Source organism: Alloalcanivorax dieselolei B5 (genome assembly GCF_000300005.1).
Taxonomy (GTDB): Bacteria; Pseudomonadota; Gammaproteobacteria; order Pseudomonadales; family Alcanivoracaceae; genus Alloalcanivorax; species Alloalcanivorax dieselolei.
The window spans coordinates 234,781-252,148 of the sequence record NC_018691.1; the positions used below are offsets into that span (position 1 = coordinate 234,781).

General features: G+C 62.9%; 18 protein-coding genes. 8 read left to right on the forward strand and 10 right to left on the reverse strand.

The features are described from left to right. Window positions 1–25: 25 nt before the first annotated feature. Together metW and metX are read right to left on the reverse strand one after the other, a co-directional pair. Window positions 26–655, reverse strand: coding sequence for a methionine biosynthesis protein MetW (gene metW / locus B5T_RS01100; RefSeq protein WP_229682969.1), 630 nt, complete (start codon window positions 653–655; stop codon window positions 26–28). Continuing rightward, a complete protein-coding gene (gene metX, locus B5T_RS01105; protein WP_041716642.1) occupies window positions 645–1,802 on the reverse strand; it encodes a homoserine O-succinyltransferase MetX in 1,158 nt (385 codons plus the stop codon). The genes metW and metX overlap by 11 nt, the downstream gene beginning before the upstream one ends. Before the next feature lie 272 nt (window positions 1,803–2,074). On the opposite strand from metX, the gene B5T_RS01110 reads away from it, so the two are divergent. Together B5T_RS01110 and B5T_RS01115 are read left to right on the forward strand one after the other, a co-directional pair. After that, on the forward strand, window positions 2,075–3,400 hold the full coding sequence (locus B5T_RS01110; RefSeq protein ID WP_229682968.1) for an MFS transporter: 1,326 nt from the start codon (window positions 2,075–2,077) through the stop codon (window positions 3,398–3,400). Window positions 3,401–3,418: 18 nt separating this feature from the next. Next, window positions 3,419–3,967, forward strand: a complete 549-nt coding sequence (locus B5T_RS01115; protein ID WP_081586807.1) for a porin family protein — start codon at window positions 3,419–3,421, stop codon at window positions 3,965–3,967. Between the two features lie 142 nt (window positions 3,968–4,109). Here B5T_RS01115 and trmB read toward each other — a convergent pair whose 3' ends face one another. The 8 genes from trmB to ftsY form a co-directional block, all read right to left on the reverse strand. Then, a complete protein-coding gene (gene trmB / locus B5T_RS01120; RefSeq protein ID WP_014992595.1) occupies window positions 4,110–4,826 on the reverse strand; it encodes a tRNA (guanosine(46)-N7)-methyltransferase TrmB in 717 nt (238 codons plus the stop codon). A 134-nt stretch (window positions 4,827–4,960) separates the two neighbouring features. Continuing rightward, window positions 4,961–5,740, reverse strand: coding sequence for a thiazole synthase (locus tag B5T_RS01125; RefSeq protein ID WP_014992596.1), 780 nt, complete (start codon window positions 5,738–5,740; stop codon window positions 4,961–4,963). A gap of 51 nt (window positions 5,741–5,791) precedes the next feature. Further along, the gene (gene thiS, locus B5T_RS01130; RefSeq protein WP_014992597.1) at window positions 5,792–5,995 is read right to left on the reverse strand and encodes a sulfur carrier protein ThiS; all 204 of its coding nucleotides are present in this window, start codon (window positions 5,993–5,995) and stop codon (window positions 5,792–5,794) included. Further along, complete coding sequence (locus B5T_RS01135; RefSeq protein WP_014992598.1) at window positions 5,996–6,367, reverse strand: DUF423 domain-containing protein; 372 nt, start codon at window positions 6,365–6,367, stop codon at window positions 5,996–5,998. Window positions 6,368–6,542: 175 nt separating this feature from the next. Further along, a complete protein-coding gene (gene rpoH / locus B5T_RS01140; RefSeq protein ID WP_014992599.1) occupies window positions 6,543–7,406 on the reverse strand; it encodes an RNA polymerase sigma factor RpoH in 864 nt (287 codons plus the stop codon). Window positions 7,407–7,624: 218 nt separating this feature from the next. Beyond that, entirely contained in the window at window positions 7,625–8,599 is a 975-nt protein-coding gene (gene ftsX, locus B5T_RS01145; RefSeq protein ID WP_014992600.1) for a permease-like cell division protein FtsX, read from the reverse strand. After that, window positions 8,589–9,290 carry a cell division ATP-binding protein FtsE gene (gene ftsE, locus B5T_RS01150; protein ID WP_014992601.1) on the reverse strand — a complete coding sequence of 234 codons (702 nt, stop codon included), beginning with the start codon at window positions 9,288–9,290 and terminating at the stop codon, window positions 8,589–8,591. Before ftsE ends, ftsX begins: the two co-directional genes overlap by 11 nt. Before the next feature lie 37 nt (window positions 9,291–9,327). Further along, entirely contained in the window at window positions 9,328–10,530 is a 1,203-nt protein-coding gene (gene ftsY / locus B5T_RS01155; RefSeq protein ID WP_014992602.1) for a signal recognition particle-docking protein FtsY, read from the reverse strand. Window positions 10,531–10,787: 257 nt separating this feature from the next. On the opposite strand from ftsY, the gene B5T_RS01160 reads away from it, so the two are divergent. The 6 genes from B5T_RS01160 to B5T_RS01185 all read left to right on the forward strand — a co-directional run bounded on the left by B5T_RS01160 (window position 10,788) and on the right by B5T_RS01185 (window position 17,278). Beyond that, on the forward strand, window positions 10,788–12,152 hold the full coding sequence (locus B5T_RS01160; RefSeq protein ID WP_014992603.1) for a M16 family metallopeptidase: 1,365 nt from the start codon (window positions 10,788–10,790) through the stop codon (window positions 12,150–12,152). Then, window positions 12,152–13,564 carry a M16 family metallopeptidase gene (locus B5T_RS01165; protein ID WP_014992604.1) on the forward strand — a complete coding sequence of 471 codons (1,413 nt, stop codon included), beginning with the start codon at window positions 12,152–12,154 and terminating at the stop codon, window positions 13,562–13,564. The genes B5T_RS01160 and B5T_RS01165 overlap by 1 nt, the downstream gene beginning before the upstream one ends. Then, entirely contained in the window at window positions 13,539–14,114 is a 576-nt protein-coding gene (gene rsmD, locus B5T_RS01170; RefSeq protein WP_014992605.1) for a 16S rRNA (guanine(966)-N(2))-methyltransferase RsmD, read from the forward strand. Before B5T_RS01165 ends, rsmD begins: the two co-directional genes overlap by 26 nt. Before the next feature lie 205 nt (window positions 14,115–14,319). Then, complete coding sequence (locus B5T_RS01175) at window positions 14,320–15,288, forward strand: calcium/sodium antiporter (protein WP_014992606.1); 969 nt, start codon at window positions 14,320–14,322, stop codon at window positions 15,286–15,288. Window positions 15,289–15,338: 50 nt separating this feature from the next. Next, a complete protein-coding gene (locus B5T_RS01180) occupies window positions 15,339–16,496 on the forward strand; it encodes an AI-2E family transporter (protein WP_014992607.1) in 1,158 nt (385 codons plus the stop codon). Further along, window positions 16,493–17,278: a hypothetical protein gene (locus tag B5T_RS01185; RefSeq protein ID WP_041716644.1), complete on the forward strand. Its 786-nt coding sequence runs from the start codon at window positions 16,493–16,495 to the stop codon at window positions 17,276–17,278. The genes B5T_RS01180 and B5T_RS01185 overlap by 4 nt, the downstream gene beginning before the upstream one ends. The last annotated feature ends 90 nt before the right edge of the window (window positions 17,279–17,368 follow it).

The following is a 17,368-nucleotide window of genomic DNA, read 5'->3' on the forward strand; positions in this document are numbered from 1 at the left end:
AGGGCGTACAGGCCCTAGTGCGCGGTTACCGGGTCACCCGATAGATGGCGATCTCGCCGAACAGATTTGGCAGCAGCCGGGGCAGGGTGCTGCTGCTGTGATCGCGGTTGACCACTTCCCGCTGAATGATGCGGATGTCGTTTTTGCGACAGTGCGTCTCGAAGTCATTCACCGTGCACAGGTGAATGTTGGGGGTATCGTACCACTCGTAAGGCAGCGCGGAAGACACCGGCATGCGGCCTTTGAAGGCGAGATAGCTGCGCACCCGCCAGTGGCCGAAGTTGGGGAAGGTGATGATCGCCTCGCGGCCCACCCGCAGCATTTCCGCGAGGATGCGGTCCGGGCGCAACACCGCCTGCAGGGCCTGGGTCATCACCACGTAATCGAAGCGATCGTTCTGGAAGTTGTCCAGGCCATTATCCAGGTCCTGCTCGATCACGTTGACGCCATTCTCGAAACAGGCGGCCAGATTGTCCTGGTCGATCTCCAGGCCGTAGCCGCGCACCCCTTTGTTGGCTTTCAGGTACGCCAGCAGCGCGCCGTCACCGCAACCCAGATCCAGCACCGAGGCGTTGCGCGGAATCCAGTCGCTGATCAGGCTCAGATCATTTCGCTCCGGCATCCACTCGCGGATCCTCTGTACATCATTGGCCATCGGCATCCACCTCATCGGCCACCCGGCGCAGGTAGGCGCCGAGCAGTTTCACGTACTCCGGGATCGGCAGCAGGAACGCATCGTGCCCCTTGGGCGTGTCGATCTCCGCGTAGCTCACGTCCCGGCCCACATGGGTCAGGGCGTTGACGATTTCGCGGCTGCGCTCTGGTGAGAAGCGCCAGTCGGAATTGAAGGACATCACCAGAAAGCCGCAACGGGTACGCTCCAGCGCTTGTTCCAGGGTCCCGCCCTGCTCGCGGGCGGGATCGAAGTAATCCAGCGCCTTGGTCATCAGCAGATAGGTATTGGCGTCGAAATTGCGGGAGAAGGTTTCGCCCTGGTGACGCAGGTACGACTCCACCTGGAATTCCACATCGAAACCGAAATGGAAGCGGCCGGAGCGCAAGTCGCGGCCGAACTTCATGCGCATGGCGTCGTCGCTGAGATAGGTGATATGCCCGACCATGCGCGCCAGGATCAGGCCCTGACGGGGATAGGTGTCGTGCAGATAATAGCGGCCGCCATGGAAGTTCGGGTCGGTGAGGATGGACTGGCGGGCCACCTCGTTGAAAGCGATGTTCTGAGCCGACAATTTTGGGGCGGCGGCGATCACCACGGCGTGGCGCAGCCGGTCCGGAAAATCAATCGCCCATTGCAAGGCCTGCATGCCGCCGAGGCTGCCGCCCACCACGGCGGCCCACTGCTCGATCCCGAGGGCGTCGGCCAGCCGGGCCTGGCTCTTGACCCAGTCCTTCACCGTCATCATGGGAAAATCCGGGCCCCAAAGCTGACCGGTCTCCGGATTGGTGGAGGTGGGGCCGCTGGAACCGTGGCAGCCGCCCAGGTTGTTCAGACACACCACGAAGAAACGATTGGTGTCGATGGGCTTGCCCGGGCCGATGCAGCTGTCCCACCAGCCCGGACGTTTCTCGTCCATGCTGTGATAGCCCGCGGCGTGGTGATGGCCGGACAGGGCATGGCAGATCAACACCGCGTTGCTGGCGCTGGCATTGAGGTTACCGTAGGTCTCGTAGACAAGGTCGCAGGATGGCAACTGACGCCCACATTCCAACTCCAGCGGCTGGTCCACATGGAGGGTATGGGGCTGTACCAGGCCCACGGAGTCCTGGGGGATCGATTCGGGCATTTCGGGTCATCATCCAAAGGTGAGGCAAAGTCTATCGACCCCCCCCAAGGCATGCAATGCGGCCACCCCGGTATCGTGGTCCATGGGCTCGTATTGGGGCAGTTCTCCTCCGCCGGGCCACGCAGCCACTGTAGGAGCTTGCCCTGCAAGCGAATTGGGGCCACAAGACCCGAAAAGAATTCGCTTGCAGGGCAAGCTCCTACAGTGGGTCTTTTGGCGGGACGCCGCCGGCAAAATGCTATTCTTCCTCCATGATGCGGTGAGAAGGGGACATGATGAGCAACGGGAACGTTCATGGCGCGGGGACACGGGCAACGCTGGACCGCCTTTATGCCCTGGTCGCCAACGACGAGGACGCGCGTACCTGCACCGACATCAGCGAAGCAGCCTGCCGCGAGGTGCCGGGTAATTTCTTCAAGATCATTGTCGCCAATCTGCTTTCCAAGATCGGTGATCTGCTGATCAATCCGAAAACCGTTCTCGCCTGGTTGATCGGCGCTGTGGGGGCGCCGGGATTTCTCACTGCCGCCTTGGTGCCGATCCGCGAATCCGGGTCACTGATTCCGCAGTTGCTGATCGGCGCCTGGATGCGCCGGCATCCCGTGCGCAAAGGGTTCTGGGTGCTGGGTTCGGTGATTCAGGGCGTGTGTGTGCTGGGCATGGCGCTGGCGGTGTGGCAATGGCAGGGGCTGGCCGCCGGTCTGGCTATTGTTAGTTTGCTGGTGGTGTTCAGTCTGGGGCGGGGTTTCTGCTCGGTGGCGATGAAGGACGTGCAGGGCAAATGCATCCCCAAAGCCCGGCGCGGCCGTCTTACCGGTCTCGCCGCGACCCTGTCCGGCCTGGTGACCCTGGGGGTTGGCGTGGTGCTGTTCCGCGGGGGCCAGGATCCGGGCATGGTGTTCTATTCGGTGTTGCTGGTGGGGGCGGCCCTGGCGTGGTTGCTGGCGGCGGGAGTATTCGCCTCGGTGGATGAATTCGCCGGCGAAACCGCGGGTGGCGGGCACGCCCTGCGAGATGCCTGGCGCAGCCTCGGTTTGCTGATCAGCGATGCGCCTTTCCGCAACTTCGTGATTGCCCGGGCCCTGCTGATGGCGTCCGCTCTGGGCTCGCCGTTTCTGGTGGTGCTGGCGCAGAAACAGAACTCCGGCGCCGCGCTGCTGGGCGCGTTTCTGGTGGCATCGAGTCTGGCCAGCACGGTCTCCGCCAGTGTCTGGGGCTTCATGGCCGATACCTCCAGCCGCAAGGTGATGATTCGTGGTGGTGGTCTGGCCTCGGCCACCTGCCTGCTGGTGGCGGTGCTGGCCCTGGCCGGGGAAGGCGCCGCCGCCTGGTTCTATCCTTTCGCCTTCTTCGTGCTGGCCATCGCCCATGCTGGCGTGCGCATTGGCCGCAAGACCTACCTGGTGGACATGGCCGGCGGCGTCAAGCGCACCGACTACACCGCGGTCAGCAATACCGTGATTGGCGTACTGCTGTTGGTGGCCGGTGGCATCAGCGCGGCGGTGTCGCTGCTGGGCACCGAGTGGGCGTTGATCAGCCTCGGTGCGATGGGTGTGCTGGGGACGCTGTGGTCGTGGAAGTTACCGGAGGTGGAGTAGGGCGCTGTCGCGGCAACGCTGTCTCCTCTCGCCCATGCCGAGGATCCGCGCCTGCTGGTCGGCGGCTCGCTGATGCGTGACGAGAGTAATCTGGATGAGGTGGTGGAGAGTATTGATCCGTTCATCCGTGCCAGTGCGCCTGATGCCGAATGGGGGACGGACCTCTATGTGGGGGTCGCTTTCAATCAGTATTTCCAGGCTCGTTTCGGGCATCGCCTGTTCGGTGACTCCGAAACCCGGATTTACAGCGGCAAGATGGAGGTGGAAGCAGACGGGGTCTATGTCGCCCTGGACGGTCTGATGCCGGTGACGGAACGGTTGTCACTGGGGGGCACGCTCGGCATACAGAGTGTGGACGTCACCTTGAAAGTCAGCGATGGCTACAACGGCTTCAAGGATGATGACGATGCCCGTGACTTCTTCTACGGCTTGCGGCTGCAGTATCTGGTGACCGATCAGCTCGCGCTGACCGCGGCCTATAACCGCTACAAGTTCGAGATCGACGCCAACGGCGTGGATGATCTGGAATATGACAGCGTGGGGATCGGTGCGCAATATCGGTTCTAGTAGCTTTCACCCTCTCCCTGTCCCTTTCCCCTCAAGGGAGAGGGGACCGAATAGAAAGGTTTGTCTTGTCTCCCCTCTCCCTTGAGGGGAGAGGGGCTGGGGGAGAGGGTGAAAAGCGGTTGATCGTGCCCGACCAGTCTCTTTATACCGCCTCGAACAACAAATCCCAGACACCATGCCCGAGCCGCGCGCCGCGGCGTTCGAACTTGGTTTCCGGCCGCCACGCGGGGCGTTCGGAGAACTGGCCGGCGCCGGCGAGATTGCGGAAGCCCGGCGCCGGGTTCATTACCGCCATCATGTGCTGCGCGTAGTTTTCCCAGTCGGTGGCCATGTGCAGCGTGCCGCCTTCCTTTAATTTGCCGCGCACCAGCGCCACCCATTCCGGCTGAACGATACGGCGCTTGTGATGCTTCTTCTTGTGCCACGGATCGGGGAAGTAGAGCTGCACCCGTGACAGACTGTGATCGGGGATGCACAGCGTGAGGATGTCCACCGCGTCATCGCAGTAGCTGCGCAGGTTGCTCAGACGCTGTTCCTCGATCTCCATCAGCAGCGCGCCGACCCCGGGCCGGTGCACTTCCACGCCAATGAAATCCTGCTCCGGGGCGGCCGCCGCCATGGCGGCGAGGGAATGGCCCATGCCGTAGCCGATTTCCAGTACCCGGGGGGCGTCGCGGCCAAACACCGCTTCCGGTTCCAACCGGCCGCCGGCACGTTCCAGGCCATAACGCGGCCACAGTGTTTCCAGAGCGTGGCGCTGGCCAACGGTGAGACGGCCTTCACGCAGTACGAAACTGCGCACCTTGCGCATCACCTTGCCGGTGACCGGGTCTTTGTCCTGGTTGATGAAGTCGAGCATGGCACCGGTCTTGGCGGGAAACGGGGCAGCGATTGTAGCAGAACCGGGGAAAGAATCGCTTGCAAGGCAAGCTCCTACAGAGGCTCCGTAGCACAATTTGTAGGAGCCAGCCCTGCTGGCGAATGGACTTGGACTTACCGGCTCACGCCATCCAGCGGCGAGGACGCGGCGGCATAGGCCTTGCGTGGCATGCGGCCGGCCAGGAACGATTCGCGGCCGGCTTCGATGGCCTTGCGCATCGCCGAGGCCATCAGGATCGGCTTGTTCGCATGGGCCACGGCGGAGTTCAGCAGCACACCGTCACAACCCAGCTCCATGGCGATGGCGGCGTCGGAAGCGGTGCCCACCCCGGCATCGACGATGATCGGCACTTCCGCCTCTTCCAGGATCAGGCGAATGTTGTGCGGATTGAGGATGCCGAGGCCGGAACCGATCAGCGAGCCCAGCGGCATCACCGCCACGCAGCCCATGGACTCCAGTTCCTTGGCCACGATCGGGTCGTCGTTGGTGTACACCATCACCTTGAAGCCATCGTCCACCAGTTCCCGAGCGGCTTTCAGAGTGTCGGTGATGTTCGGGTACAGGGTTTTCTGATCGCCCAGGACTTCCAGTTTCACCAGGTCGTGGCCATCCAGCAGTTCCCGGGCCAGCTTGCAGGTGCGCACCGCGTCCTCGGCGTTAAAGCAGCCGGCGGTGTTGGGCAGGATGGTGTATTTGTCCGGGCTGACGAAGTCCAGCAGGTTGGGCTCGCCGGCGTTCTGGCCGATGTTGGTGCGGCGAATCGCCACGGTGACGATCTGCGCGCCGCTCTCCTCGATGGCCGATCGGGTCTCCTCGAAATCCTTGTACTTGCCGGTGCCGATCAGCAGCCGGGAGGAATAGGTTTTTCCTGCGATATCGAGTAGGTCGGACATGATGGCCTCGGGTTGAGATTGGTGGGTTAAGGAGAAGGGTGAGACGGAGGCTCACCCGCCCCCAATGGCGTGCACGATTTCCACGACATCCCCGTCGCTCAGCACATGATCGGCATGGGCGCTCTTGGGGACGATATCCCGGTTCACTTCCACCGCCAGTCGCCGCCCGCTCAGATTCAGGGCCTGAACCAGATCGGCCACGGTGCGGCCGGAAAGGGAAAAGGGTTCGCCGTTAACGGTCAGGGTGGTCATCATTCAATCCACGGAACGGAATAAAGCCCAGGCCAGCATCAGCCAGCCCACGATCAGGGCCACACCGCCAAGGGGTGTGATCGCGCCCAGCCAGCGTTGGCCGCTGAGCACCAGTACATACAGGCTACCACTGAACACCACCATGCCGGCAAACATCACCCAGCCGGCGGTGACGGCGCCGCCGGCGGAGAATTGACGGGCCAGCAGGCCGGTCAGCAGCAGGGCCAGAGCATGGTAGAAATGGTATTGGCTGGCGGTCTCCCAGATGGCCAGATCGGCGGGGCTGACCCGCGCCTTGAGACCGTGAGCGCCGAACGCGCCCAGCATCACCGCGAGGGCACCGTTGAGCGCGCCGAGAGTGAGTAACGCATTCATTGAGAGTCATCCCTCATGCGTGGGTGATCGGGAGAGTGTCGCCGGGTAGCGGAAAAACGCCGGAATTATAACGCAAACGCCACCCGAAGGTGGCGTGCAAAAGGCAGAAAAAGCAAACAAAGCAAAAGTAACAAAAACAAAATCAGCGCATTACAAGTTCGATATTACTCCACGATCAGGCAGCAATGGCGTTACGCAGCTTCTTGATCGCGTTGTTCTCCAACTGGCGGATCCGCTCGGCGGACACACCGTACTCATCAGCCAGTTCCTGCAGGGTGGACTTGCTGTCCGCCAACCAGCGGCGCTCGAGAATATCGCGGCTGCGATCATCCAGCGCCAGCAGGGCGGAGCCCAGCTTGCGGGAATTCCGGTCCTGATCGTCCTGCTCGGCGAGCAGCTCAGCGGGGTCGCTGTTGTCGCTGTGCAGGTACGCGGCCGGTGACGGAATGGTGTTGTCCTCATCGTCATTGATGGGACCGTCGAAGCTGGCGTCATAGGCGCCCAGCCGACCTTCCATTTCCTTCACCTGTTCCGGGGTCACCCCCAGATCATCGGCCACCCGGGCGGCTTCTTCCGGCGTCAACCGGCCCAGACGTTTCTTCTGACCACGCAGGTTGAAGAAAAGTTTCCGCTGGGCCTTGGTGGTGGCCACTTTGACGATGCGCCAGTTACGGATCACGTATTCGTGAATCTCCGCCTTGATCCAATGCACCGCGAAGCTGACCAGGCGCACGCCCTTGGCCGGATCAAAGCGTTTCACCGCCTTCATCAGACCCACGTTGCCTTCCTGGATCAGATCACCCAGCGGCAGGCCGTAGCCGGTGTAGCTGCGTGCGATATGCACGACAAAGCGCAGGTGGGCCAGTACCAGATTGCGGGCGGCATCCAGGTCTTCCTGAAAGTACAACCGCTCCGCCAGTACCCGCTCTTCCTCGGCACTGAGCACCGGCACGGCGTTGACCGCGCGGATATAGGCGTCCAGGTCATGACCCGGTACCGCCAGCGGCATGGCCTGTGCACGTTGCAGTTGTGTGTTCATGTATCCCTTCTCCCTTTTGGATGGGAAAGATATTAGCACTCGGTCCCTTTGAGTGCTAATAGGGGTTTTGGTTCCCCGTCATTGTCGGAATCAATAATGATCCCGCTCTCCCCATCGGACCCCGATCTGGATCAATGATTCCATGATTGGATGACGAATCGATGTAACGGGAGGTAAAAATCGCGGCTCACGAGCCGCGATCCACGAACATCCGTTCCCTAGAACTGCGGCTCGATCTCGCCCAGATGCCGGCTCACCGCCAGCCAGGCGCCAAGCAGGCCCAGGGCGCCACTGAACAGCGGCAGGATCAGCGCGGTTGCCGGGGACATCCCGGTGAGCGAATACTCACTTTTGTACAGATCCAGTAGCTGATTGACCGGGCCACCCAGCCACCACAGGGCGGTGCCGACCAGGATCAGCGCCCCCAGCCCGCCAGCGAAACCGCAGCAGAAGCCGCTATAAAGGAAGGGGCGGCGGACAAAGCCGTCGGTGCCGCCAACGATCTTGATCACCACGATCTCCTCGCGGCGGCTCTCGATGGCCAGCCGTATCGTATTCACCACCACCAGCACCACGGCGGCGGCCAGGGCCAGGGTCAGCACACCGATCAGGCGCTGCCCCAGCTCGATGATGGCATGCAGGCGCCGGACCCAGGCCACATCCAGCTGCGCCAGATCCACTTCCGGCAGCTTCGACAGGCGTTGCTGCAGGGCCTCCAGCGCCGCCGGCTCGTTGTTGGACGGGAACACCACGATCAGCGGCGGCAGCGGGTTGTCCGGCAGGGCTTCGAGTACGTCACCGAAACCGGATTGTTCACGGAATTCATCCAGCGCCTGCTGGCGGGTGATCACTTCGGTGTCCGCCACGCCGTCCAGTTCTGCCCAGTCCTTGGCCAGGGCCCGTTGCCGCTCCTCTTTGACATCCATCTTCAGAAAGACGGACAGCTGGGCGCGGCCATCCCAGCCCTGGGTGATGACCCGGGCGTTGTCCAGCAGCACCGACAGGCCGGTGGGCAGGGCCAGGGCGATGGCGATCACCAGGATGGTGAGCAGGGTGCTGCCGGGAGTGCCGCGCATGCGCCCCAGGGCATCCGCCAGCGAGTCCCGGTGATGATGGCGCCAGGCGGTGAAGTGATCGCCCAGGGAGGTGCGGGCGCTGCGGGCGCCGGCGGGGCGTTTCGGGTTACGCGCCATACCAGTCTCCCGCGGCCGGGGTGGCGCTCTCGACGCCATCGTGAATCAGGTTGCCTTCGCGCAGAGTCAGCAGGCGGTGGCGGTAGCGGGCGATCAGCGACAGGTCGTGGGTGGCGATCAATACCGCCACGCCGACCCGGGCGAAGTCGTGGAACAGGTCCATGATCTCCGCGGACAGGGCCGGGTCCAGGTTACCGGTGGGTTCATCGGCCAGCAGCAGCGGCGGCTTGTTGACCACCGCCCGGGCGATGCCCACCCGCTGCTGTTCGCCGCCGGAAAGCATGATCGGATTCTGCTTCTCCTTGCTGAGCAGGCCCACCTTGTCGAGGGCGGCGCGCACCCGTTTGCCGATATCCGCCTTGGGGAAACCGGCGATCACCAGCGGCAGGGCCACGTTGTCGAACACGCTGCGGTCGAACAGCAACTGGTGGTTCTGATGGACCATGCCGATCTTGCGGCGCAGCAACGGGATATGGCGGTTACCGAATCCATTCAGATTCTGCCGGCCGATGAAGATCTGCCCCTGGGTCGGGCGTTCGATCATCATGATCAACTTGAGCAGGGTCGATTTGCCGGCGCCGGAATGGCCGGTAAGAAAGGTGAGCTGCCCCGCGGGCAACTCGAACGACACCCTGCGCAGGGCGTCCTTGCCACTGGCGTAGCGCTTGCTGACCCGGTCGAATTTGATCATGGATGCTGGTCTCGTTGAGCGTGCTGGGGAGCTTCGATCAGGAGGTAACGTCCTCGAACAGGGCCTGCACGAATTCCTCGGCGTTGAAGGGGCGCAAATCCTCCAGGCGTTCACCGACACCGATGAAGCGGATCGGCAGACCGGTGCGTTTGGCCAGAGCGAACAGGATACCGCCTTTGGCGGTGCCATCCAGTTTGGTCAGCACCAGGCCGGTGACGCCGGCGGTTTCACGGAATTCCAGGGCCTGGTTGATGGCGTTCTGGCCGGTGCCGGCGTCCAGCACCAACAGCACCTCGTGAGGCGCTTCCGGGGACAGCTTCTTCATCACCCGGGTGACCTTGGACAGCTCTTCCATCAGGTTGCCGCGAGTATGCAGGCGGCCGGCGGTATCGGCGATCAGCACATCCGCCTGGCGGGACTGGGCGGCCTGTACCGCGTCATAGATGACGCTGGCGGAATCGGCGCCGGTATGCTGCGCCACCACCGGAATATCATTGCGCTCGCCCCATACCTGCAATTGCTCCACGGCGGCGGCGCGGAAGGTGTCGCCGGCGGCCAGCATTACACTGCGGCCCTCCGCTTTGAAGCGGCAGGCCAGCTTGCCGATGGTGGTGGTCTTGCCGACGCCGTTCACGCCCACCATCAGGATCACGTAGGGTTTGTGCGCGCCGTCGATGGCCAGCGGCTGATCCACCGGCACCAGCAGCTTGCGCAGTTCTTCCTGCAGCGCCTCGTACAGGGCGTCGGCGTCCACCAGTTCCTGGCGGCCGACGCGCTCGGTCAGCGCCTGGATAATCACGTCGGTGGCTTCCACGCCAACGTCCGCCACCAGTAGCTGGGTCTCGATCTCCTCGAAGATCTCGTCGTCGATCTCCTTGGCGCCGACCAGCAGGTCCGCCAGGCCCTTGCCCAGGTTCTTGCTGGTCTTGCTCATGCCCGCCTTCATGCGGGCCCAGAAGCCGGCATTGTCTTCTTCGGTCGGTTCCGGCGCGGCGGCTGGGGGCTCGGGCATGGCCGTGGGCTGCTCATTTTCCGCGCGCTCCACCGGCGCCGGAGCGGCTTCGGTCTGCTTCGCCGGAGGGGTGGCGGGGGGCGGCTCGCTGGACTCTGTCTCGTCCGCGGAGGGTTCGGCCGGGGCCGCTTCCTCACGGTCGCGGCGGAACATGCGCGAGAAGAAACCGCCTTTCTTTTGTTCCTTCTCGGCAGGGTTATCGTCGTCGCGGGAAACTTCGTCGTTCATGATCAGTCGTATCCATCGGGTTGTCCGGCTGAGGCCGGAAGAACCCGCCCTGGTGGCGGATTCGGAAAAAGCGTCGCCCGCGTTGGCGGGCGAGCGGGTATCCTACCACTGTCGTGGAGCCTGTTCATGGCCTATGCGACGCCACCGTGAACGCGGTATGGCGGCCGGTGCCCAACCGGCCGTTGGCAAAAAGGGGGGAGCCGCTGCGCCGACGGCGCGGGTCCGGCATTTCCGATCAGAGCATGAGAGGACGTTTGATGAGAATCCTGGTGGTAGCGTTAGTGTTGGGGGTACTGTCATCCCTGGCCCGGGCGGACTTGCCGACCCACGAATTCAGCCTGGATAACGGTCTGCGCGTGTTGGTGCGCGAGGATCACCGGGCACCGGTGATCACCGTGATGATCTGGTTCAAGGCGGGCAGCATCGACGAGGCCCCCCATGAAACCGGGCTGGCCCATCTGCTCGAGCACATGATGTTCAAAGGCACCAAACATCTGGGGCCGGGAGAATACTCACGGATCGTGGCCCGCTTTGGCGGCAGCGACAACGCCTTCACCAGTTACGATTACACCGCATACTTCCAACAGTATGAGTCCTCGCGGCTGCCCCTGGCACTGGAACTGGAAGCGGAGCGCCTCAAGAACCTGGAGATCGACGACCAGGAATTCCATCGCGAGCTGCAGGTGGTGATGGAGGAGCGCCGGCAGCGCACCGACGATAACCCCAACGCTCTGGCCTGGGAGAAATTCCAGGCGGTGGCGCGGCCGGGCACCGGCTACGCCCACCCGATCATCGGCTGGCGCGACTTGCTGGCCCAGTTGCAACCGGAGCAGGCGCGCAGCTGGTTCCAGCGCTATTACGTGCCGTCCAACGCCATCCTGGTGATTGCCGGGGATGTCACCGAGCAGCAGGTGCGGCCGCTGGTGGAACGCTTCTTCGCCAAGCTGCCGGCCGGGGAGACGCCGCCACGACCGAAACTCAGTCTGGAGCCGCCCGCCGGAGAGCGGCGCCTGTCCCTGCACCTGCCGGTGAAAGTGCCGGCCCTTTACATGACCTATAACGTGCCGTCGCTGACCACCGCCGAGGACAAGAAAGCGTTCTATACCCTGACCATGCTGGCCGGAGTTCTGGATGGCGGGCTCAGTGCCCGCATCGAGACGGAACTGGTGCGCGGGCAACGTCTGGCCGCCGGCGCCGGCGCCGGTTACAGCGGTCTGCAGCGGGGCAGCGGGACCTTCACCTTCACCGCCACGCCCAATCCGGACGTGAACCTGGAGCAGTTGGAACAGGCCTTGCTGGATCAGGTTCGCGCTCTGGCCGAAACGCCGCCCAGTGCGCAGGAAATGGAACGGGTGCGCGCCAGTGTTACCGCCAGCCAGGTGTATCAGCGGGATTCGGTGATGGGCCAGGCCATGGAGCTGGGCATGCTGACCACGCTGGGCCTGGATTGGCGTCTGGCCGGCGAGTTCGAGGCCAATCTCGCCAAGGTTACCGCCGAGGACGTGCGGGACGCCGCCCGCCGGTGGCTGGTGGATGAACGTCGCACCACCGCCCTTGTTTTGCCAGAGAAGGCGCTGCCTGAGACGACGCAGCCAGAGAATGCACAGCCGGAGGAACAATAATGCGCGCGATGAAAGTAGCGATTTTGGGTGTGATGTGCGCGTGGTTGCTCGCCGGCTGCGCCAGTTTTCCCACCTCTGAGCGACAGGTGCGCCAGGCGGAGCCGGCGGCACCGGAACTGGATATCCAGTCCTGGCAGACCTCCGGAGGCGCCCGGGTGATGTTCGTCCAGAGCGAGGCGTTGCCCATGCTGGATGTGCGTCTGGTAATGAACGCCGGCGGCGCCCGTGACGGTGATCTGCCGGGGCTGGCGGCCATGACCAGCGCGCTGATCGGCGAGGGTGCCCAGGGGTTGAGCGTGGATGACATCGCCCGGGGCTTCGAGGACAAGGGGGCGCAGTTCTCCTCCGGCAGTTACCAGGACATGGCCGTGATCAGCCTGCGTACCCTGTCCGAGCCGCAATGGCGGGACCCGGCCCTGACTCTTCTGGCGCGGGTGGCGGGCCAGCCTGACTTCCCGCGGGATGCTCTGGAGCGCATTCGCACCCAGATGCTGCAAGGGCTGAAGATGGCGCGGCAGGTGCCGGGCCCGCAGGTTCAGAAGGCATACCAGAAACTGCTGTTCGGTAATCATCCCTACGGGCATGCGGAGGGCGGCACCTTGGAAAGCCTGCCGCGTATTCAGCGTCAGGATCTGGTGGAGTACCACCAGCGCTACTACACCGCCGGTAATACTGTCATTGCCTTGGTCGGTGATGTCAGCCGCGCCCAGGCGGAGCGGATCGCCCAGCGTCTCAGCGACGCCTTGCCGCAAGGTGGCGCGGCGCCGGCGTTGCCCCGGGCCAGGGCGCTGTCCGCCCGTAAGGTGGAGCATCTGACTTTCCCGTCCACCCAGACCCATATTCTGCTCGGCAACCAGGCCACCTGGCGTGGTGATCCGGATCATGTCGCCTTGTATGTGGGCAATTACATCCTCGGCGGCGGCGGCTTTGCTTCCCTGCTTACTCAGGAAGTGCGTGAAAAGCGTGGCTATGTGTACGGCATTTCCAGCCACTTCAAGCCCATGGCCGCTGGCGGTCCGTTCACGGTGCAACTACAAACCGCCAACGATAATGCCAGCGATGCGCTCGCCCTGACCCTGGATCAGATCCGCCGCTTCATCGCCGAAGGGCCCAGTGACGAGGAACTGGCCATGGCCAAGGACAACATTCTTGGCGGCATGGCACTGGAAACCGCCGACAACAGCGATATCATCGGCCAACTCGGCGCCATCGGCTTCTACGATCTGCCTCTGGACTATCTGCAACAGTTCAACCAGCAGGTGCGGGATCTGACCGTGGCGGACATCCAGGCGGCAATGCGGAAAGCGGTGGATCCAGACCATCTGGCGATTGTCAGTATCGGCCCGGAAGCGCCCGCCCTGCCCGCCACGCAAACGGTCGAAAGCAATGAAAGCCAAGGGAAAAACCAGTAAGGGGCAGGTGCGGATCATTGGCGGCGAATTTCGTGGCCACCGCCTGCACTTCGTCGACCAGGGGGGGGATCTGCGCCCCTCCGGGGACCGCATGCGCGAGACCCTATTCAACTGGTTGCAATGGGAGTTGTCCGGGGCCCGGGTGCTAGATCTGTTCGCCGGCTCCGGAGCCCTGGGCGCGGAAGCGCTGAGCCGTGGTGCCGAGCGCGCCATTTTGGTGGAGAAAAAAAAGGAGCGCTGCTCCGATCTGTCCCGTCAATTGCGCCCCTTGTTCGGCGAGCGGGTGGTGGTACAGTGCGCCGACGCTTTGAAATGGTTGCCGAGGACGGCGGAGCGTTTTGACCTGGTGTTCATTGACCCGCCCTATGATCTGGGGCTGGCGGAGCCTGCCTGCCGCGCCCTGGAGGACCTCAAGCTGCTGATGCCGGAGGCGTTGATCTACGTCGAATCCCGGCGCCAGGACGGGGCGCCGCAAGTGCCGGAGAATTGGCGGCTGCTGAAGGAAAAAAGCGGCGGCGATGCGCTGGCTCGATTGTTCCAGCGGGAGTAACGACTGGAGCGGGGGCTACGAAGCCACTGTAGGAGCTTGCCCTGCAAGCGAATCTTGGCAGACGGGCCCATTCGCTTGCAGGGCAAGCTCCTACAGTGGCCTTGTAGTGACCCGGAATTCTAGGGTGCCAGCGAATTGCGGGGCAGCAGCGGTCCTCTTCATAAACGGAGGGTCCGCAATGTTTCAAAAACATTGAGGAAAGTGTATGTGGCTTGCCGTGGCGGCAGTGGTTGCCGGCCTGATTGTTCTTGTCTGGAGTGCTGACCGGTTTGTTGATGGTGCCGCCACCACCGCCCGTTACGCGGGCATGCCGTCCCTGCTGATCGGCATGGTGGTGATCGGTTTTGGCACCTCGGCGCCGGAAATGGTGGTGTCCGCCCTGGCCGCCGCGGATGGCAATCCGGGATTGGCATTGGGTAACGCCTATGGCTCCAACATCACCAACATTGCTTTGATTCTCGGCCTGGTGGCGGCGATCAGCCCGATTGCCGTGCATTCCTCGGTGCTGCGTAAAGAGTTGCCGATACTGCTGGTGATCACCCTGCTGTCCGCCGCGCTGATCTATGACGACCTGGTGAGCCGCATGGATGCGGTGATACTGCTACTGGTCTTCGCGTTGCTGATGGTCTGGTCCATCTACCAGGGCATGCGGGGAGAAGGCGACCCTCTGGGTGGGGATGTGGACCAGGAAGCCTTCACCCGTCCGATGAGCAAGAGACGCGCTCTGTTCTGGCTGGTGCTGGGGTTGGTCTTTCTGGTGCTCAGTTCCCGTTTGTTGGTCTGGGGGGCGGTGGAAATCTCCCAGGCGCTGGGGGTCAGTGATCTGATCATCGGTCTGACCGTGGTGGCCATTGGTACCTCCCTGCCGGAACTGGCCTCCAGCCTGGTGGCAATCCGCAAGAACGAACACGATCTGGCTCTGGGCAATGTGCTAGGCTCCAACCTGTTCAATACCCTGGCGGTGGTGGGGATCGCCGGTGCGATCCATCCGGTGGTGGTGGAACCGGCGGTGCTTTATCGGGATTGGGCGGTGATGACCGGTCTGACCCTGCTGCTGTTTGTGTTTGGGTATGGCTTCCGTGGGCGGGGGCGAATCAATCGTCTGGAAGGCACGGCGTTGCTGGTTATTTATGTGGCCTACACCGGCTATCTGGTGACCACCATGATGCCTTGACGCCGGGGCCGACTCCGCTGTGAAATCCGCGGTGAAAAGAGGACAACGGAATGCGTGAGCGTCTGGAGCAGCAGTCTTTTCTGGTTTTTCTGATTCTGGTGACAGTGGCCTTTCTGCTGCTGCTGCGCCCTTTTTATGCGCCGGTGTTCTGGGCCTTCGCGGTGGCCCTGATCTTCTTTCCGATGCAGCGGCGCCTGTTGGCCCGCTGGCCGGGGCGGCGCAATCTGGCCGCCATGATCACCCTGCTGTTGAGCATCGTGGTGGTGGTGATCCCGGTGCTGGTGGTGGCGGCGTCCTTCATTCGGGAAGGACTGGCGGTATATGACCGTGTGCAACAGGGCGAATTTGATCCGGCCAGCTACCTGCAAAAACTGGAAGTGGCCTTCCCCTCCGCCCATTACTGGTTGGAGCGTCTGGGGGTGGATTTCTCCGATCTTGGCGCGCAACTGATGTCGGGTCTGAAAGCCGCCGGCCAGTTTCTGGCCAAGCGGGCACTGGATGTGGGGCAGAATACGTTCCAGTTCTTCGTTAATCTCGGCCTGATGCTGTATCTCACCTTTTTTCTGCTGCGCGACGGCCCCGCTCTGGTGGACCTGTTGATCCGGGCGTTGCCGCTGGGCGATGACCGGGAGCGGATGATCTTCAGCAAATTCGCCGAAGTGACCCGGGCCACGGTGAAGGGCAACCTGGTGATCGCGGTGATCCAGGGGGCGCTGGGGGGACTGATTTTCTGGGTCCTGGGTCTGCCGGCGGCGGTGCTGTGGGCGGTGGTGATGGCGGTGCTGTCGTTGATTCCGGCCCTGGGGGCGAGCCTGGTGTGGGTGCCGGTGGCGCTTTACATGTACGCCACCGGAGACGTGACCGAGGCGCTGATCCTGGTGTTGTTCGGTGTTTTCGTCATCGGGCTGGTGGATAATCTGCTGCGTCCGGTGCTGGTGGGCCGGGACACCAAGCTGCCGGACTATCTGGTACTGTTTTCCACCCTGGGTGGATTGACCCTGTTCGGTATTACCGGGTTCGCCCTGGGGCCTTTGCTGGCGGGGCTGTTTGTTTCGTTCTGGCAAATTTTCATTCTGGAGTTCAATGTGGAGCCGGCCGGGAACCTGGCCGCCACGGACGGGTCCACTGAGGAAGAGTCGGTGCCGGAAGCCGAAGTCCGGATTCCGGGGGGAAATAAGGACGACAACGGTGATAACGAGGGACAATGATGAAATTCCTGCTGCTGCCCATGCTGCTGCCTTTTTTGATGGCCATGACCATGTCTGGTTGCGAGGACGAGGATGGTGATGGTGGTGGCCGCTTCCGGTCCAGCGCCACGGTGTACTACTACAACCAGATCACGCATAACGGCAACGCTGATCAGACTGCGCTGACCGTGGACCTGACCATCGATGATGAAAGCATCACCGGGCAGGGCTATTCCGGTGAAGCCGAGGGGCCGAGCCTGCAAGTCACCATTGATGACTCCAACGACAATCAGGACAACAGCGTGCAGATGACCGGCGTCAGCGGTAACGGCTCGACCCTGTTCCAGCAGCGCCTGCGTCTGGCCAACGATACCGGTTACACCCTGGTGTCCTACGGTGACCTCACCACGGGCGCCGCTCAAGTCCAGTTGTTGAACCAGGAAATCAGCGACGTGGCCAGCGGCACGGTGCGCTTCCGGGTGATCAATACGGTGACGTTTTCCGATGCGTTTTCCATCGATGTACGCGTTAACGGCGACAACAGTGCTTTCGGGACGGATCTGCAGCGTGGTGATGTCACTGGTTACCAGACCATGAACAGCGGGCGCCTGAATATGGAGGTGCTGGTTAACGGCGTTTCCCCGGAGCGCCGTATCACCCGGGTGGACTGCGCCATGAATGGTGGCCGCAGCTACGATGCCATCCTGGCGTTCAGTGACCCCCTGAACTTCCCGCTGAGTTACCAAGACGCCGACGACGGTCAACTGGTGCTGTACTGCCACGAACACGACCGGAATCCCTGATTCCGGTTCGCTCCACTGTCGACGGATTTGCCGTGGCGCCCGCGGGCAGGGTCCCGCTATGGCGCCCGCCCGGCTCCGGTATATACTCGC